14 protein-coding genes and 2 pseudogenes are annotated in these 17,344 nt (G+C 42.1%); 10 read left to right on the top strand and 6 right to left on the bottom strand.

The window, feature by feature from the left end:
* Position 1: 1 nt before the first annotated feature.
* From myaer_RS04975 to myaer_RS04955, 6 genes and pseudogenes are all read left to right on the top strand, one after another.
* Positions 2–544 (top strand): HNH endonuclease, encoded by a 543-nt coding sequence (locus myaer_RS04975; RefSeq protein ID WP_046661221.1) that lies wholly within the window; start codon positions 2–4, stop codon positions 542–544.
* 405 nt (positions 545–949) lie between these two features.
* Positions 950–1,072, top strand: a complete 123-nt coding sequence (locus myaer_RS22295) for a hypothetical protein (RefSeq protein WP_002737208.1) — start codon at positions 950–952, stop codon at positions 1,070–1,072.
* Between the two features lie 24 nt (positions 1,073–1,096).
* Positions 1,097–2,737: an MBL fold metallo-hydrolase gene (locus myaer_RS04970; protein WP_046661219.1), complete on the top strand. Its 1,641-nt coding sequence runs from the start codon at positions 1,097–1,099 to the stop codon at positions 2,735–2,737.
* A gap of 111 nt (positions 2,738–2,848) precedes the next feature.
* Positions 2,849–3,703: an Rpn family recombination-promoting nuclease/putative transposase gene (locus myaer_RS04965; RefSeq protein WP_046661218.1), complete on the top strand. Its 855-nt coding sequence runs from the start codon at positions 2,849–2,851 to the stop codon at positions 3,701–3,703.
* Between the two features lie 30 nt (positions 3,704–3,733).
* Entirely contained in the window at positions 3,734–4,588 is an 855-nt protein-coding gene (locus tag myaer_RS04960; protein ID WP_046661217.1) for an Rpn family recombination-promoting nuclease/putative transposase, read from the top strand.
* Positions 4,589–4,630: 42 nt separating this feature from the next.
* A pseudogene (locus myaer_RS04955) lies at positions 4,631–4,879 on the top strand (flagellar assembly protein H); the annotation flags it as partial.
* 65 nt (positions 4,880–4,944) lie between these two features.
* Here the strand turns inward: myaer_RS04955 and myaer_RS04950 are convergent.
* The 4 genes from myaer_RS04950 to myaer_RS04930 all read right to left on the bottom strand — a co-directional run bounded on the left by myaer_RS04950 (position 4,945) and on the right by myaer_RS04930 (position 9,336).
* A complete protein-coding gene (locus myaer_RS04950; protein ID WP_046661214.1) occupies positions 4,945–5,565 on the bottom strand; it encodes a PEP-CTERM sorting domain-containing protein in 621 nt (206 codons plus the stop codon).
* Between the two features lie 247 nt (positions 5,566–5,812).
* Positions 5,813–7,057 carry an RNA-guided endonuclease InsQ/TnpB family protein gene (locus myaer_RS04940; protein WP_046661211.1) on the bottom strand — a complete coding sequence of 415 codons (1,245 nt, stop codon included), beginning with the start codon at positions 7,055–7,057 and terminating at the stop codon, positions 5,813–5,815.
* A gap of 227 nt (positions 7,058–7,284) precedes the next feature.
* The gene (locus myaer_RS04935; RefSeq protein WP_046661208.1) at positions 7,285–7,944 is read right to left on the bottom strand and encodes a sulfite exporter TauE/SafE family protein; all 660 of its coding nucleotides are present in this window, start codon (positions 7,942–7,944) and stop codon (positions 7,285–7,287) included.
* Positions 7,945–8,334: 390 nt separating this feature from the next.
* On the bottom strand, positions 8,335–9,336 hold the full coding sequence (locus myaer_RS04930) for a pentapeptide repeat-containing protein (RefSeq protein WP_046663608.1): 1,002 nt from the start codon (positions 9,334–9,336) through the stop codon (positions 8,335–8,337).
* Positions 9,337–9,846: 510 nt separating this feature from the next.
* Between myaer_RS04930 and ltrA the strand changes: the two genes are divergently transcribed.
* Positions 9,847–11,577 carry a group II intron reverse transcriptase/maturase gene (ltrA, locus tag myaer_RS04925; RefSeq protein WP_046661207.1) on the top strand — a complete coding sequence of 577 codons (1,731 nt, stop codon included), beginning with the start codon at positions 9,847–9,849 and terminating at the stop codon, positions 11,575–11,577.
* 244 nt (positions 11,578–11,821) lie between these two features.
* Here ltrA and myaer_RS22290 read toward each other — a convergent pair whose 3' ends face one another.
* Complete coding sequence (locus tag myaer_RS22290) at positions 11,822–11,956, bottom strand: hypothetical protein (protein ID WP_255420522.1); 135 nt, start codon at positions 11,954–11,956, stop codon at positions 11,822–11,824.
* Positions 11,957–12,587: 631 nt separating this feature from the next.
* Between myaer_RS22290 and myaer_RS22285 the strand changes: the two are divergent.
* From myaer_RS22285 to myaer_RS04915, 3 genes and pseudogenes are all read left to right on the top strand, one after another.
* A pseudogene (locus myaer_RS22285) lies at positions 12,588–12,692 on the top strand (hypothetical protein); the annotation flags it as partial.
* Position 12,693: 1 nt separating this feature from the next.
* The gene (locus tag myaer_RS04920; protein WP_046661205.1) at positions 12,694–13,281 is read left to right on the top strand and encodes a Uma2 family endonuclease; all 588 of its coding nucleotides are present in this window, start codon (positions 12,694–12,696) and stop codon (positions 13,279–13,281) included.
* Between the two features lie 297 nt (positions 13,282–13,578).
* The gene (locus tag myaer_RS04915) at positions 13,579–14,292 is read left to right on the top strand and encodes a choice-of-anchor R domain-containing protein (protein ID WP_046661204.1); all 714 of its coding nucleotides are present in this window, start codon (positions 13,579–13,581) and stop codon (positions 14,290–14,292) included.
* Between the two features lie 359 nt (positions 14,293–14,651).
* Here myaer_RS04915 and clpB read toward each other — a convergent pair whose 3' ends face one another.
* Positions 14,652–17,312, bottom strand: a complete 2,661-nt coding sequence (gene clpB / locus myaer_RS04910) for an ATP-dependent chaperone ClpB (RefSeq protein ID WP_046661203.1) — start codon at positions 17,310–17,312, stop codon at positions 14,652–14,654.
* Between the last annotated feature and the right edge of the window lie 32 nt (positions 17,313–17,344).

Genomic DNA, 17,344 nt, shown 5'->3' with positions numbered 1-17,344 from the left:
CATGACTAAAATATCAAAATCAAAGTTGTCTCAATTATATAGCTCCGATGAAATTGCAGAAATCTGGAATGCTAATCAACATCTAGCAGTTATCGAACATCCCCAAAAAGGATTAATTAGCCCGAATCAATATCGAATAATGGCCAAAGAAAAACCCTGTCCTTTTTGTGGCAAAAAGATGAAACATGGCGAAGAATTTAAAACTTCTTCCCAGTCAGAAGCTATCAAAAGGGGTTACGAATATAATAATTATCAAGGGGAAAAAGTTATTAATCAAATCAATCAGATATTTTTTCATCCCAATTATGTCACTATCGATCATATAATTAATAAAGCCCGCTGTCCCGAAAAAATGTTTGATTTTGATAATTTACAACTGGTATGCTGGCAGTGTAACCAAGCAAAAAGTGATGATAATGCCTATGAACTTCGTCACACTTATGAGTATTTATCTAGTCTAGTCGATGAAACAGCACTTCGTTATCCTCTTCTGGAAAAGACCAATGACTTAGCCAAGTTTAACAAACTTTTTAATCAACCTTAATTAAGTTTATAATCTGACTAAATAGCCTTCAACTCTAATCGAAAACTCATAGTAAAATTTCACTATAATTGAATTGAGCTAATCTGAGTCAAAATCAATAACTTGTTTGCTTTTGCCTCATGTCTAAAAGAGACAATTGACACCTATCATTACGTCGCACTTTAGAAAGGGAAAATTTAAAATCAGGCTAAATTTTTGTTAATTTTTCTTGACTATTATGACAAAAGATGCTAATTCTTCCGACAATTATCAGTAGTTTTTGATGAAATCATCACAAATTACTGGTAAGTTGGATTATTAAAAAAGGTTGAGCGCCGATGGTCAAACCCGAAACCTAGCTGCTAACAACCGAAAAAGTTGGGTTAGTATGAGGGGAGATACCCTCTGAGGAGTTGCACTAATTATATGGACATCAAATTAATCTTGTTGGCATTAACGGCTGTATTCACCGTCTCTTGTCTCTTTTTCGGCACCCGCAACGGTTTTTACGATAGCGATAACTACGATGGCAATGGTTCCGCTCACTAACCAGTCATCATAATCAGGGTTGCCATGGTTCAACGCTCTACTGCCGTCTGGGGGTCAAAATCCCTTTTATCCTGTTTACCTTTTGGTGTCGGTCACGCGTCGGAAGGGGTTTGTCTCCTACTGAAAATCGGTCCCTATCGCATACTTTTAGATTGCGGTTTGGCCGATATGCAACCCCTGACCCAAAACAAAAAACCACCCGTGGATCTGGTGTTCTGTAGTCATGCCCACAGCGATCACATCCGTGGGTTAATGGCTCTCCATCAGACCTATCCCCAATTGCCAGTTTATGCCAGTGAGGTGACAGTACAACTGCTGCCCCTACAATGGCCCGATTCTGCCGAGGAAATCGGCAGTTTCTGTCAGGGTTGGCCATGGCGATCGCCGATCGCTCTCTTTGATGATCTCACCGTCGAGATTTTTCCGGCCGGCCACCTACCTGGGGCTGCTGTAGTCCTATTCACCTACAAAACCCCCAAACGCACCTATAAGGTCCTCTATACCGGCGATTTTTCCCTGTCTAATTTTCAACTGGTGGAAGGATTATCGATCGATCTGCTGCGGGGAATATCCCCCGATGTGCTGATTATTGAAGGCAGTTACGGCACAGAACGCCATCCCCACCGACGACAGCAGGAAAAACAGTTGATGAATCGCATCTATCATGCGATCGCTGAGGGGCAAAATGTCTTACTACCCGTCCCCGCTTTGGGATTGGGTCAAGAAATTTTAAAATTACTGAGATCGCACCACCAATTCACGGGCCGCGACATTGATATCTGGGTTGGGGGCAAGATCGCTAAAGCTTGCGATGCCTACCTAGAAATTTTACCACAATTTCCCGCATCTGTCCAGAATTTTGCCAAACATCAGCCCTTATTTTGGGATGAGCGCATCTGTCCCCGGTTGCGAAGGTTGCCAGAAAAACCGACACCTCTAGGGGGAACCACTCCGATAATTTTACTAATTGATCGCCTAGAGGAGGTGAGTAAATATCTGCAAGGGGATAAACCTTGGTTAATGTTAGCTCCCCAACACCTGCACGATATCAACCTGGAGAATCCCCGATTAAAAGCGGCACAGCGTTCGGGATTAATTAGCCAAGAAACCTATCTACTGGCCGAACATAGCGATAGTCGCAACACCACCCAACTGATCCATAACCTGCGACCACAGCATATCATGTTCGTCCATGGCTCGCCCCTATATCTAGCGGATTTGACCAGTTTAGAAGAATTACAAAGCCGTTATCAACTCCATTCTCCGGCCGTGGGAACCCTGGTAGAATTGCCTATTGGCGATCGCTTTATGCAACCGACACCCCCGGCCCCCAGTCACTATGAGGGAGAATTAAATGAATCGGATTCGATCATCACTATCACTTTACCAGAGTCGATCACCCGGGATCCCCGGTGGAGTAATTTCGCCGATACGGGACTGGTGGAAGCTCGCTGGCAAGGGGAAGAATTATTATTGCGGGGAGTCTCCCAACGGGAATTATTAAGCGAGAGTCCTAATCGCATCACCAAAGCTTTAGAGGAGATGGATTGCTGTCGTGTCTGTGTCCACTACAAAAGTCAGCGCTGTTGGAATCCCGCTTCTCCCCTCTACGGTTTTAAAGTGGTTGCCGAAGGCTATTGTCCCGTTTTTGAGGCCAATATATGATTAGGGTCTGCCTCCATACAGAAATACTAAAAAATTAAATTTTAACTCAGGCTCTGTAAGACTTTTAGCCATAGCTAGTATATTCCTAGGGGGAAGTTCAGAAATAAAAGCATGAAAACTGACACGATTTTTTATCAACTCTTTCAATCTTTCCCCTCTATCTTCTTTGAATTAATTCAACTCCCTATCAGCGAAGCCAATAACTACCGCTTTGACTCAGTGGAAGTCAAACAACTTTCCTTTCGTCTCGATGGAGTCTTTCTGCCTCAAAATAATCACCCCCAGACTCCTATCTACTTCTGTGAGGTACAATTTCAGGAAGATGAGGCTTTTTATCAGCGCTTTTTCACTGAAATATTCTTATATCTCAGTAAAACTGACTTAACCAATGATTGGCGGGGTGTGATTGTCTATCCTAACCCTCAAGTAGAAACCAATCAAATTCAACGCTATCGGGAACTCCTCAACTCCGAGCGAGTCAGACGGATTTATCTGAATGAATTAGAAAACATTCCTCAAACTTCGATTGGTTTAGCTACAGTGCAATTAATCACCCTATCTAAAGCAAAAGCGATTGATAGCACCCGAAAATTAATCCAAAGAGTGAGGCAAGAATTAACCCCCGACCAAAAACCGCAAGAACTCTTACAATTAATAGAGACGATTCTCGTTTATAAGTTACCACTTCTCAATCGTCGGGAGATAGAAGCTATGTTTAGTTTAGATGAATTAAAACAAACTCAGTATTTTCAAGATGTGCGCGAAGAAGCGCGTCAGGAAGGTCGTGAGGAAGGTCGCGAGGAAGGGATTGAGCAAGGCATTGAGCAAGGCATTGAGCAAGGCAGACTAAACAAAGCATTAGAGGCAGTCCCCCGTTTGTTAGCCTTAGGGTTAAGTGTTGAGCAAGTCGCATCCGCCTTAGAGTTAGAGGTTAAACAGGTTAGAGCTATACAAAAAGGGACATAAAAAAATGCGATCGCCTTGTAAAATAAAAGCATGAAAACTGACACGATTTTTTATCAACTCTTTCAATCATTCCCCTCTATCTTCTTTGAATTAATTCAACTCCCTATCAGCGAAGCCAATAACTACCGCTTTGACTCAGTGGAAGTCAAACAACTTTCCTTTCGTCTCGATGGAGTCTTTCTGCCTCAAAATAATCACCCCCAGACTCCTATCTACTTCTGTGAGGTACAATTTCAAGAAGATGAGGCTTTTTATCAGCGCTTTTTCACTGAAATATTCTTATATCTCAGTAAAACTGACTTAACCAATGATTGGCGGGGTGTGATTGTCTATCCTAACCCTCAAGTAGAAACCAATCAAATTCAACGCTATCGGGAACTCCTCAACTCCGAGCGAGTCAGACGGATTTATCTGAATGAATTAGAAAACATTCCTCAAACTTCGATTGGTTTAGCTACAGTGCAATTAATCACCCTATCTAAAGCAAAAGCGATTGATAGCACCCGAAAATTAATCCAAAGAGTGAGGCAAGAATTAACCCCCGACCAAAAACCGCAAGAACTCTTACAATTAATAGAGACGATTCTCGTTTATAAGTTACCACTTCTCAATCGTCGGGAGATAGAAGCTATGTTTAGTTTAGATGAATTAAAACAAACTCAGTATTTTCAAGATGTGCGCGAAGAAGCGCGTCAGGAAGGTCGTCAGGAAGGCATTGAGGAAGGTCGTCAGGAAGGTCGTCAGGAAGGTCGCGAGGAAGGCAGACTAAACAAAGCATTAGAGGCGGTCCCCCGTTTGTTAGCCTTAGGGTTAAGTGTTGAGCAAGTCGCATCCGCCTTAGAGTTAGAGGTTAAACAGGTTAGAGCTATACAAAAAGGGAGATAATCTTCTTCTGTCCTCATGTCTAGGAGGTCCTGTTAATCCTATCGTCGGGAGATAGAAACTATGTTTAGTTTAGATGAATTAAAACAAACTCAGTATTTTCAAGATGTGCGCGAGGAAGGTCGCGAGGAAGGGATTGAGCAAGGCATTGAGCAAGGCATTGAGCAAGGCAGACTAAACAAAGCATTAGAGGCGGTCCCCCGTTTGTTAGCCTTAGGGTTAAGTGTTGAGCAAGTCGCATCCGCCTTAGAGTTAGAGGTTAAACAGGTTAGAGCTATACAAAAAGGGAGATAACACTATACCGCCACCCTAACCAAAAAAGAAGGCTGTTAAACCTTCCTTACAGCAGAATTGGTCATTTATTGCCGTTTGCGAGCCAATACACCCAGAGAACCCACCGCTAATAAGCCTAAAACGGTGCCTGGTTCTGGGGTTGTCTGTGTCTGGGCAGGTTGAATGGTCCAGTTAGCAGCAACGATGTTACCTGCTACATTGGTCAAGCTGACCAAGTTGCCTAAATTATCAGTAGTGTAAACGGCATTACTTCCATCCAAGGACCATGAGCTGGGTGTTTGTGTAGAATTGGTTGAGACGACATTGACATCAGATTCATCAGACCATACGAAAGGAACAGCCGTTAATTGTCCTAAGGCATTGGTGACAAAGCTTCCTATATCACCAGTCAACCCATCACCACCATTAGGATTAAAGGTGGTAACGTGGGCCCCATTACCAAAATTGAAGGTGACACTCACAATGTTACTCGCGGTCCATGTTTGGTTGAACAGGGAACTTCCCCCATTGTCAAGCTGATAGGTAATAACCGCAGTATCACCAGCAGCAACGTTATCGGCACCACCAGCAAATAAAACAGTGTCCGTATAGGTAGCGGTAAAAATGGCAGCATGGGCGGGAATGGCACTGAAAACGGCACAAGTCACCGCAGGAAGGCAAAGGGCTTTTAGCAGTTGATTAGTCATTTTTGATTAATTGACAAGTTAATTTCATGGCTAATACTGGGGAAAAATTGCTATTTATACCCCATAAATCATTGCTTAATAGTAATAAGCATCATAATCCTACCCCCCCCCCCGAATTTGTCAAGTATTCTCCGTTTTTTATTGATGAACACGGAAAAAAGCCCATCAGGGAGAGAGTGGAAGGGTTAGAAATTAACCAGTCCGTTGATCCGGTCTAAGAGCAAGCGCGGATGAAGAATTGACATCCTCACCGCCGGGGCCGGACGGTGATGACCGGCAGATCGAACAAACTTAATTGAACGATCTTCGGATGGGTTGACGCTTCACGGGATGCTGCTTCTTTAACAGAAGTCTTACACTTTCCTCCACGTCCGTTTTTTGAGGTCTCCGATTGCCCACCGGCGACCTTGATATTAATTGCTGCGTTGATGTCCCTATCATGGAAAGTTCCACAAAAAAGACATTCCCACTCACGGATATTTAACGCTTTTTTCCCGCCGATATTCCCACAACAGGAACATCGCTGAGACGTTGGCTCCCATCGGGAAATTATCCGAAAATCACGCCCATATTTATCAGATTTTGCTGATAGCATATCTCGGAAAGAACGCCATCCTAAGTCTGATATGGCACGGGATAACTTACGATTTTTAACCATTCCCGATGTGTTTAAATCCTCTAAAATTATCGTTTGATTTTCACGAACAACTCTAGTGGATAGTTTATGCAAGAAATCAGTGCGAGTGTCCTTAATCTTTGCATGGATTTTAGCTACTCGTTTCCTAGCTTTTTCCCGTCGGTTACTTCCTTTCTGTTTTCTAGAAAGGTTTTTCTGTGCTTTTCTTAGTCGTTTTAATCGTTTCTTTAGCGGTTTCGGTGCGTCTATCTTTTCCCCCGTTGAGAGGGTAGCAAAAGTAGCAATCCCTAGATCAATCCCCACTGACTCCCCATTATTAGGAAGTATTTCGGGCTGAATCTCGACGACAAAACTAAGAAAATAGCGATCTGATGCGTCTTTAATCACGGTGACGCTAGAAGGTTTAGAGGGTAATGGACGACTCCAAACTATTCTTAAATCACCGATTTTTGCTAAAGTAACGTGGTGTTGGTTAACGGTAAAGCCGTTATCGGTAAATCTCGCTGATTGCTTAGATTTGCGTTTTTTAAACTTGGGAGGTTTGACTTTCTTTCCCTTCCTTTCTCCCTTACAAGATGCAAAAAAGTTAGAATAGGCTGTCTCTAAGTCTCTCAAGGACTGCTGCAAAGGAATAGAAGAAACCTCGGTTAACCACTGTTTTTCTTCTGTTTTTTTGACTTGAGTTAGTCTTTTAGATAACTCAGTGTATTTAGGTTTTTTCTCTCCTTGTCGATAGAGTTCTTGGCAATAAGATAAGGTATCGTTCCAGACAACGCGCACACACCCGAACAATTGAGACAAAAACCTCTTTTGTTGGTCTGTTGGGTAAATGCGGTATTGATACCTTGCTTTCATTGAGTTAAGATGTGTGTGTTTGTACTATATTTTAACTAGGTCTGTCAATAATGCCAAGTCGGTTAGTAATCAGTGATCAGTAATCAGTAAAAAGACAGTAGGAAACTTCTATTTAATACTGCACACTTAAAAACTCACATCTGATAACTGATAACTTACCCACTGATAACTGATAACTGATAACTGATAACTGAGAGGTGCGCCACTGGAAGTTCTTAAGTGCTACATCAAAGATCAGGAAAAGCCGTCATAAAACGACGGGGTTTTAACCCAAATTTTTGATAAAGAATATGACCGGCTTGGGCATGAGCGAAACAGGCGGCGATCGAATTGAGTAAAACCACACCTAAACTGGTGACAATGGCGATTTTGATCTTTTCTGCCAAAAAAATCATTTGTAGTGGCACCATGATCGCCCCACCGCCAATTCCGAAAATACCGGCTAAAAATCCAGCGATTCCTCCGGTTAGCAGACAGGCTAGATTAGGATGCAATCTAAGGGCAGAAACTGGCTCTTTTTGGCTTAAATTTTGCTTGAGATTGGTTAAATAGATATTGAGCAGTAAAAAACAACCAAAAGCCGCTTCTAGGAGGTGTTTGGGGCTAGATTTGACCAGATAGACCCCGATAAATGCCGTAAAAATCCCGGGTAAACCTAAGAGGAGAACTCGCTGCCATTTGAGGGAACCTAATCGCCAATTTTGGATCGTACCCCCTAGGGAAGTGAAAACGATCGCTAAACTGCTGGTAGCCACCGATTCTCCGTAACTGTAGCCCAAATTTAACAGGATCGCCACGGAGATAGTGCCACCCCCAATACCGAATAAACCCGCTAATAAGCCCGAAAAAACGCCTGTTATCAGTAAAATTAAGTAATTGTCTGCCATTATCTTCGGTTCATGGCCTTGAGGGGGCTGAATAGTCGTGCAAAATTAATTTCCTAGTGGAGACAGGAGACAGGAGACGGGAGACAGTATTCAGGAGATTATTTTTATTTAAGTAGGTAGGCGTTAAAAATTATCAGACACCACCCTTATCAAGGGTAGGGTTGATTCATGAATCAACCCTACCTTATCAAGGGGAGCAGGGGGGATCGAACCTAAAATCCATTTTTAATTTAATTATAACGAGCTACTTATTCTCCCCACTCCCAACTCTGGCACTCCCCACTCCCAATTCATAATTTATAATTTATAATTCATCATTCCCCAAGAAAAACCCCACGGTTATAGAAACCTCGGCGGAAAAGTCTCTATAACTGGGTTTTTCTAGGAATATTAGGAAAGGAGATTGCCGCGACTACCGTTAGGAAGAATAGTCTCTTCGAGGGAAGCAGAAAGGAGATTATTTTCGGTTAAAATCGCCCCAATTAAGTTAGCTTGTTTGAGATTAGCTCGTTTAAGATTGCTTCCCACTAAATAACTCAAGAGTAATCCCGCTTGGTGTAGATTAGCACCGGAAAGGTTAGCGGAGGCTAAATTAGCACCGAGCAGATTACAACCGGTTAAGTTAGCCTGGCGAAAATTGGCTTTATTAGCGTCAGTTTTGCTTAAATCGGCTCCGGTTAAGTTAGCTCCCTCAAAATCACTACAATTGAGGTTAGCTCCCGTCAGATTAGCACCTTCGAGGTTAGCACAACGTAAATCCGCCCCGCGTAAATCCGCCCCGCGTAAATCGGCATAGCTGAGGTCGGCGTATTGAAGCTGGCAGTTTTCCAGATTAGCTTGATAGAGATAGGCTCGAATTAGGTTAGCCTCTTTTAAGTTAGCATGGCTAAGATTAGCAGAGCTAAGAATAGCACGAGTGAGAATAGCCCGTTTTAGGTTAGCTTTCCCCGCCATGGCATGGGTTAAAGTGGCTGAGGTGAGATTAGCGGCTTCCAGATTTGCTTTGAACAGTTGGGCAAAAAGTAAGCTACTGTGAATTAAACAGGCAGAACTTAAATCAGCCTTTTTGAGAATGGTATTACTCAAAATTGCGCCGCTTAGGTTAGTTTGGCGCAAATTTGCCCCAGAAAGATCGGCTTTAGTTAGGTTAGCATCGATAAGACAAGCTTTGCTTAAATTAACTTCTTCCAGGGAAGCGTCCTTGAAATTAGCGTTAATTAAACAAGCTTCGGTTAAATTGGCTCGTTTTAAGTAACTATGACTTAGGTTAATCTGGTTTAAACACTGTCTCTTTAAATTGACTCCGCTAAGTCTGACTTCGGCAAAGTTGCGTTCACCTCGATTATACAGTTCGATTAGATGTTCACGATCGGTTAAGGCATTACTACTCAGTGCGACGTACACAACCCCAGTCATGAGGGTGTAAATCCCCCCACCTTATCGGAAGGTGACTCCACAGCCCACTTCCTATCTCTGACAAAGATAGGGGGGGAAGCAAGGGCAAAAAAAGCTAGGAAAGACAAGTCCAGTCGGAACTAGAAAGTGGGAGTCTATATGGTTAGCGAAAGCGAACTCACGCCCGAACTACGGAAAAGTGCAGCAGTGAAAAGGACTGATACACTGCGACCAAAAGGTCAATACGGCCAGTGGTATAACCTATGTTGAGTAATAGGAATCCGATTACCCAGACCGTACCGTAGAAAGTGAGAACCTAAGTGGACAAACAATGACAGGGGAATAAGGTACGGGAACCTCCAGACTCTCAACCTACTACCGTAGGAGATTAAGTCAAAATCTGAGAATGGGGGGAAGGAACTTATCTCAAGCCAAAGCTCTACCGTAATAGTAGAGATATGCCGAAAGATAAGTGGCTACATCAGAGTAAATCAACAGGTTGAACTTATGTCTAAGGCTCAAGAAGCAGAATGGATACAAGTGGATTGGACAAACATCCAATACACCGTATCAAAGTTACAATCCAAAATTTACGAAGCATCCCTAAAGGGTGACAAAAGTTCGGTTGTTAAATACCAGAAAATCCTAATTAACTCTTTCAAAGCTAAATTACTAGCCGTAAGAAGAGTGACACAGGATAACAAAGGTAAGAGAACGGCAGGAATAGACGGCAAGAAAATCCTCAATTACGAGGAAAGAATCAAACTAGCTGAAAACCTGAAACTAGATGGTAAGGCAACGCCACTGAGGAGAGTAGAAATACCCAAATCAAACGGAAAAACCAGAAATCTAGGAATCCCCACCATAGAGGATAGAGCCAAGCAAGCATTAGCGAAAATGGCACTAGAACCCGAATGGGAAGCTAAATTCGAGCCTAACAGCTACGGATTCAGACCAGGTAGAGGCTGTCATGATGCTATAGATGCCATCGAACTCCAAGTCCGTCGAAAAACCAAGTACGTCTTGGATGCGGATATCAGTGGCTGTTTTGATAACATCAAACACTCAGCGATAATCGAGAAATGCAATACTTTTCCAGTCATGGAAACCCAAATCAGAGCTTGGCTAAAAAGCGGAGTAATGGTGGGGGATGTATTTCATCAAACCGAAAAAGGCACACCACAGGGGGGAGTAATATCTCCGTTACTGGCAAACATAGCTTTACACGGTTTAGAAACTCACATTTCAACCAAATTCCCTTGTAGAAAGACCAGAATAGGTCAGACTAACGGAAAAATGGAGGAAATAGGGGAAGCTAGATTAATCAGATACGCTGATGACTTTGTTGTACTTCATGCCAGAGAAGAAACAATCAAAGCAGTCAAGATTGAGGTAGAGAACTGGCTAAAGGATTTGGGATTAAGCCTAAATCCTGAAAAAACCAGAATAGGTCATACTAAAGAGGAATACAACGGTGAAAAACCTGGACTTGACTTTTTGGGATTTAATATCAGAACCCATGATATAGGGAAATATAAATCCAATAAGAAAGGAAATGGGGAACCACTAATGATGTTAACTAAAGTTAAACCATCGGAGAAATCGGTGGAACAATTTATCAACAACATCAAAGAAATCCTCAATAGTGGACACGATAAAGCCCCGATAATAATGATTAACCAATTAAGCTGGTTAATCAGAGGATGGGCAAACTACTTCAAAATAGGAAGCCATTCATGGGAAACCTTTGGGCGACTAGAATTTCACAGGCTAAACAAGCTATACCTAAACTGGGGAAGGAAAAGATTCGCCAAAGAAGGAATAGGGTACATTAGTAAAAAAATATTCCACCAAACATCCAAATCCAAATACACTTTCGGATGGAAGATTGGAGACAAAAAATATACAGTACCTACCCTATACGATTTCCCATACACCCAACATATCAAGGTAAAAGGAAATAAAAGCCCTTACGACGGAGATTGGGTATATTGGACAAAAAGAATGGCAGACCATCCGCAAGCCCCAAAAGATATAACTTACGGGATAAAACAGCAGCAAGGTAAATGCTACATCTGTGGACAAAACCTAACTGTAGAAGATTCCCTAGAGATACATCATATAGACGGAAACAGGGAAAACAACAAAAAAACGAACAAGGCAATAGTGCATAACTACTGTCACAAGTCACACCATAGAATGGCGGTATCTCTCCAAGAGATATTGGATGTAGCTTGAAGCCGTGTGCGGTGAAAGTCGCACGCACGGTTTTGCAGCCGAGCTAATCAAGTAATTGGTTAGTTTAGGTAACTAAAATAACTAAATTGTTCTGGAAGGTGATTTCCAGAGAATGGGTTGGGGAAAATTACTGAACAGGGAGCAACTAGGGATTTTTGCGAATAAATAGAAATTTTCAACCAATTACAGGCTTAATCCCTATTGGCAATCACTAAAACCGGTAAAGAACGAACAGAATCGGGGTTCAATACCAAAAACAACCTCTACCTAAACCCGCCACTTGTTGCCAGCCAGGTCTAGGCATTAAATTAGAGAAGTCTTGTGCGTCAGTTTTTCTGACTGAATCTACTGCCTCGCCGATGTCTTGACTCGGTATCATACAGTTGAATTGGTTAGGTCTGCTTAGTCAGTCCAGTAGCCAAAAGGCTAAAACTCTTAATCACCAGATTTCGGGGACTCTCCAGTTGAGCGGGCATAAAACCTTGTAAAAGTCAATCCCTCTTAGGGATGAACTGCTCCATTCTATTCCCTGAAGCCTTGGTTTAATGAGTCTATCAGGTTGTGGCCTGTTTTGGCAAGAGCGCTTAATGGCTTTTTAATCAATTCGCCAAAAGGCTTGATTTTCCCTAGGGGATAATTGTATAGACTGGTCATCTCAATATTGTCTGAGACTGGGGGCAGGATTGAGGAGATAAAAATTACAGAAATACAAGCCTCCGATCGTGTAAAAATTTATATACAGTTCGAGAATATAGAAGAAAAAACAAAATTTTTTTAAACAGGAGTTAAGTAGCTGGTTATAATTAAATTAAAAATGGATTTTGCCTTTAATCCCCCCTTGATCCCCCCTTGATCAGGGGAGTGCCGATAGGCGGGGGAATCTGAAAGTTTTCAATACCTACCTACTTACTAATATTGTCAATGACTATGTATAATTATTATTAAATTCGATCAAACAGGGAGTTTCCCAAGCCAATCCACCCAGTCAGGTTACTTGAGAATTTGGGTTACAAGTTTGGGGTAAAACTGGTATCTCTTTAGTGACCAAAGGTTCAGCACAAGCCAATATTAAGGCTGCTATTGAATGGAAATTTAACCAAGATAAGGGAGGTTAGTATGCAAGTTCAAATCGAAAAACGGTATTATACACCCGAAGAATATTGTCAGCTAGAAGAAACAGCAGAATACAAAAATGAATATTTAGATGGAGAAATTATTCCTATGACGGGAGCAACTACTAATCATAATCTGATTGCTGGTAATTTTTATAAAAATTTTCCAGCTAAGATTAATAATGAAGATTATTGGACTTTCATGAGTGATGTACGGTTATGGATGCCAATATACCGCTTTTATACTTATCCTGATGTCATGGTAATTAAAGGCAAACCATTATATGAAGGAAAAGGCACAAATACTGTAACTAATGCGTTAATCATTGTCGAGGTTTTATCGAAATCAACTCGAGATTATGATCGCACTGATAAGTTTAAGTTTTATCGTTCAATTCCTGACTTTAAGGAATATATTTTGATTGATCAATACCGTTATTATGTGGAACAATTTTATCAACAAAATAATGGAGAATGGTTGTTTAAAGCATCTGAATCAGAGAATGATGTTTTAAGGTTTCACTCTGTGGATTTTCAAATCTCATTGCTGGATATTTATCAACGAATTGATTTTAACTTAAGTGAAGAATAATGATTAAATACAATCTCAATTATATACCAAAATCAGTTGATATTGCGGGTTCTTCTAGAGTAGTTATGATATATTATGGCTCTAGAAGAGCCGAAATTAGTTGAATGGACACAATACTCTGCGCGACAAGATATGTGATTAATCTTGTATCAGTGCGTATAAATGTTGCCGATTTACCTTCCCGGAAGCTAGAAATCTGTGCTAAGTTATTGCGAGGATTATTTTCTGAGGCAGCCCTCAGAAGATAGACCATCAATCGAGATCAACTTTATCCTTTTTAACCTTAGAGTTTGAAAAATGACCAAAAACCAGCAAATTTTGGCGAAAATGGGGGGGGGTAGCCTTGCTCTCCTTCTTTCCTTGGGCTTAGGACAACAAGCTTCTGCCACCACCCTCGTTAGCAACCTACCTCCAATAACCTCAGATCCGACTACTGGAAGCGATATAACATTTAATCAATGGGTGCGTTCAAGTTTTAAAACTGGCAGTATTAGTTATGGTTATACTCTTAACTCGGTCACTCTTTTGTTCCGAGAACTGACTGCAAATAACTCGTTATTTGTGCGCCTCCATCGAGACGACGCTGGAGACACCGGTGCTCTGATAACCACTTTTAATAATCCTAGTCCCATTACTAGCACTGCCGCTAATAACAACTTTAGCGCTCCTACTCCGCAAACATTAGCCGCTGATACTACTTACTGGTTAGTTGCTGGGATTTCATCAAACGTCAGTGGGGGGCAATATCGATGGGCTAGAACTAACTCTGTTAACCAAGGAGGAGAGCTTGGCTGGTCGATTGGTGATAGTTCCCTTTTTAGTATTAATCAAGGAGGTACTTGGTCCGTTGATCCTGCATTTAAAGCTTTTCAATTCAGTGTTAACGGGACAGTAAACACTCCTCCTACTCCCCCTACTAATATTCCTGAACCGGGTTCCGCTGTTGCCTTGTTAGGACTAGGCGGATTGGGGTTAGCCTCTAGGATGAAAAAACTCTCTACTCGTGCTTAGAAATTAGCTGAATTGATAAATCTTCTTGACCTTATCGTGATATAGAGATTTATCAATAACTACGATTAACTTCTGTAAATAAAAACAAATTACCGCTAATTTTTCGATCAGGAAAAAGTCTTTCTCGGGGAACTTTTCCCGTCTCGAAGTGTTAGCGGTGTGTTTTTTCTTATTGAACCAACGAGAAAATTTTGGCTCTTCTTGACTTTCTGTGACAAGTCTGCCATAAGCTTCGGGAAATCCAGCCGCCGCGAGTGCCAGCTAATCTCCCTCTCGTTTAAGCAAAAAAATAGGGTTCTTTTCCGGCATTTTTCGCTTTTACGGTAAACTCAGAAGGGCAATATATCCTCTGTCTGGTTTTAATCCGAACTGAGGTTAACCACGGCTAATTCTAATGTTGTCCCTTCCTTTTTTAGCTCCTTTTTGCTAAAACTTAACACCTCATCCAGACAATCAATTACCACCGTATCCCCTTCCATAAAAGCTTGTTCGAGAATTTTTGTGGCTAAAGGATTCTCTAACTCTCGTTGGATAGCGCGTTTTAAAGGTCGCGCACCGTAGGTAGGATCGTAACCAACAGTAACGATATGATCTTCTGCGGCCGCAGTTAATTCTAGATTAATTTTTTGTTCTGCTAATAATCTTTCCAGACGCTGTAATTGCAGACGAACAATGTAACGCAATTCTTCTTTTTTCAGGGTATGGAAAATAATTAAATCGTCGATACGATTCAAAAATTCGGGACGAAAATGACTCCGCAAAGCTGTTAAAACCCGTTTCCGCATCTCCTCATAATCGGCATCTTCGGAAACATTTAAAATATGGTCACTGCCAATATTACTGGTCATGACGATAATCGTATTCCGAAAATCCACCACTCGCCCCTGAGAGTCGGTAATGCGCCCATCGTCAAGCACTTGTAATAAAATGTTAAAAACATCCCGATGGGCCTTCTCCACTTCATCCAATAAAACCACAGAATAGGGACGACGACGCACCGCTTCCGATAGTTGTCCCCCTTCCTCGTAACCCACATAACCGGGAGGAGCGCCGATTAACCGCGAAACCGCGTGTTTTTCCATGTATTCCGACATATCGATGCGAACCATGGCTTCCTCGGAGTCGAACAGTAACCCCGCCAAGGCCCGCGCTAACTCGGTTTTACCCACTCCCGTGGGTCCCATAAATAGGAATGAACCAATCGGACGGGAGGGATCTTTCATTCCCGCGCGTGCGCGTCGAATCGCCGCCGCTACTGCCGTGACCGCTTCATTTTGTCCGACAACTTTTTTTTGTAAATGAGACTCTAATTCTAATAATTTTTGTCGTTCCGATTCCATTAAACGATTGACGGGAATTCCCGTCCAACGGGCGACTATTTCGGCGATATCGGCATCAGTTACCTGTTGTCTTAACAGGGTTGCCCCGGCAACTTGAATCGTTTCTAGTTCTTTTTCTTTTGCTTCTAATTCCCCTTGTAAAATTTCTAGTTTGCCATACTTTAATTGGGCCGCTTTATTGAGATCATAAGCCCGTTCCGCCTGTTCCACCTGTAGGCGCAATTGTTCTTCTTCCTCTCGCAATAATTTAATTTCCTCGGCGATATGTTTTTCCGTTTGCCATTGGTCAGCGAGGGGCTTTTGTTTACTTTCTAATTCCTCAATTTCTTCGATAATTCTTTCTAAACGATCTTGAAAAGCTCGATCTTTTTTCTCCTCTTTTTCTAAGGAGAATTTTTCCATCTGTAACTGCATTAAGCGACGATCTATCATTTCCAAATCAGCGGGTTTAGTGGTACTTTCTACCTCTAATTTTGCCGCCGCTTCATCAACTAAATCGATCGCTTTATCCGGTAAAAAACGATCGCTAATATAACGATGGGATAAGGTAGCTGCTGCCACTAGGGCTGAATCGGTAATTGTCACCCCATGATGCACCTCATAACGTTCTTTTAAACCCCGGAGAATTGAGATAGTATCCTCCACGGAAGGTTCCTTAATATAAACCTGTTGAAAACGTCTTTCTAAAGCGGGGTCTTTTTCAATATGATTGCGATATTCATCTAAAGTTGTCGCCCCAATACAGCGCAATTCTCCCCGAGCTAACATAGGTTTTAATAGGTTGCCCGCATCCATCGATCCGCCTTCCCTAGAACCCGCACCGACAACAGTATGTAGTTCATCGATAAAGAGAATAATTCGCCCTTCTGATTGGGTCACTTCTTTCATGACTGACCGCAATCTTTCCTCGAATTCGCCTCGATATTTTGCCCCAGCAATTAAACTTCCCATATCGAGGGAAATTAACTGACGATTTTTCAAAGATTCGGGAACATCTCCGTTAACAATCCTTTGGGCTAATCCTTCAGCGATAGCGGTTTTTCCTACCCCCGGTTCACCGATTAAAACTGGGTTATTTTTCGACCGTCGCGAGAGGACTTGTACCACCCGTCTAATTTCTTCATCACGACCGATAACCGGGTCTAATTTGCCTTCTTTGGCCGCTGCTGTTAAATCCCGGCCATATTTATCTAAAGCTTCGTATTTTTCCTCTTGATTGGGTTCAGTAACCTTTTGAGTACCGCGAATCGCTTTGATGGCTAATTCTAAATCTTGGGGGTCAAGATTGAAAGTGCGTAAACATTTCCGGCCAACCCTTTCATCTTCGGCAAAACCGACGAGAAGATGTTCGACGGAGATAAATTTATCTTGCCAACTTTCCCTGGATGCTTCCGCTCGATCGAGCAGCAGATCCAGACCACGACCTAGGTATAATTGATCGACCATGGCCACTTTCGGCTGTCGGTTGGTGAAGACTTCTAGCTGTTGTTGCAGTCGGGGAATTTCTATATTAGCTTTTTGTAAAATCCGGGTGGCTAGACCGTTATTCTGCTCTAGGAGGGCAATAATAACGTGTTCCACTTCTAAGGTCTGATTTTTGAAGCGTCGCGCAATTTCTTGCGATTTAACGATTGAATCCCAAGCTTGTTCGGTAAATTTATTCGAGTCTGTGGGTTGCATTCTGCACCAATGAGGAAAGCCAGTGTCAGAGG

The organism is Microcystis aeruginosa NIES-2549, assembly GCF_000981785.2.
GTDB lineage: Bacteria > Cyanobacteriota > Cyanobacteriia > Cyanobacteriales > Microcystaceae > Microcystis > Microcystis aeruginosa_C.
This window is presented reverse-complemented; position numbering and strand designations above follow the sequence as displayed.

Excerpts from the sequence above, each read along its gene's own strand:
- myaer_RS04975 (WP_046661221.1), top strand. The coding sequence starts at position 2 with ATGACTAAAATATCAAAATCAAAGTTGTCTCAATTATATAGCTCCGAT.
- myaer_RS22295 (WP_002737208.1), top strand. The coding sequence starts at position 950 with ATGGACATCAAATTAATCTTGTTGGCATTAACGGCTGTATTCACCGTC.
- myaer_RS04970 (WP_046661219.1), top strand. The coding sequence starts at position 1,097 with ATGGTTCAACGCTCTACTGCCGTCTGGGGGTCAAAATCCCTTTTATCC.
- myaer_RS04965 (WP_046661218.1), top strand. The coding sequence starts at position 2,849 with ATGAAAACTGACACGATTTTTTATCAACTCTTTCAATCTTTCCCCTCT.
- myaer_RS04960 (WP_046661217.1), top strand. The coding sequence starts at position 3,734 with ATGAAAACTGACACGATTTTTTATCAACTCTTTCAATCATTCCCCTCT.
- myaer_RS04950 (WP_046661214.1), bottom strand. The coding sequence starts at position 5,565 with ATGACTAATCAACTGCTAAAAGCCCTTTGCCTTCCTGCGGTGACTTGT.
- myaer_RS04940 (WP_046661211.1), bottom strand. The coding sequence starts at position 7,057 with ATGAAAGCAAGGTATCAATACCGCATTTACCCAACAGACCAACAAAAG.
- myaer_RS04935 (WP_046661208.1), bottom strand. The coding sequence starts at position 7,944 with ATGGCAGACAATTACTTAATTTTACTGATAACAGGCGTTTTTTCGGGC.
- ltrA (WP_046661207.1), top strand. The coding sequence starts at position 9,847 with ATGTCTAAGGCTCAAGAAGCAGAATGGATACAAGTGGATTGGACAAAC.
- myaer_RS22290 (WP_255420522.1), bottom strand. The coding sequence starts at position 11,956 with ATGATACCGAGTCAAGACATCGGCGAGGCAGTAGATTCAGTCAGAAAA.
- myaer_RS04920 (WP_046661205.1), top strand. The coding sequence starts at position 12,694 with ATGCAAGTTCAAATCGAAAAACGGTATTATACACCCGAAGAATATTGT.
- myaer_RS04915 (WP_046661204.1), top strand. The coding sequence starts at position 13,579 with ATGACCAAAAACCAGCAAATTTTGGCGAAAATGGGGGGGGGTAGCCTT.
- clpB (WP_046661203.1), bottom strand. The coding sequence starts at position 17,312 with ATGCAACCCACAGACTCGAATAAATTTACCGAACAAGCTTGGGATTCA.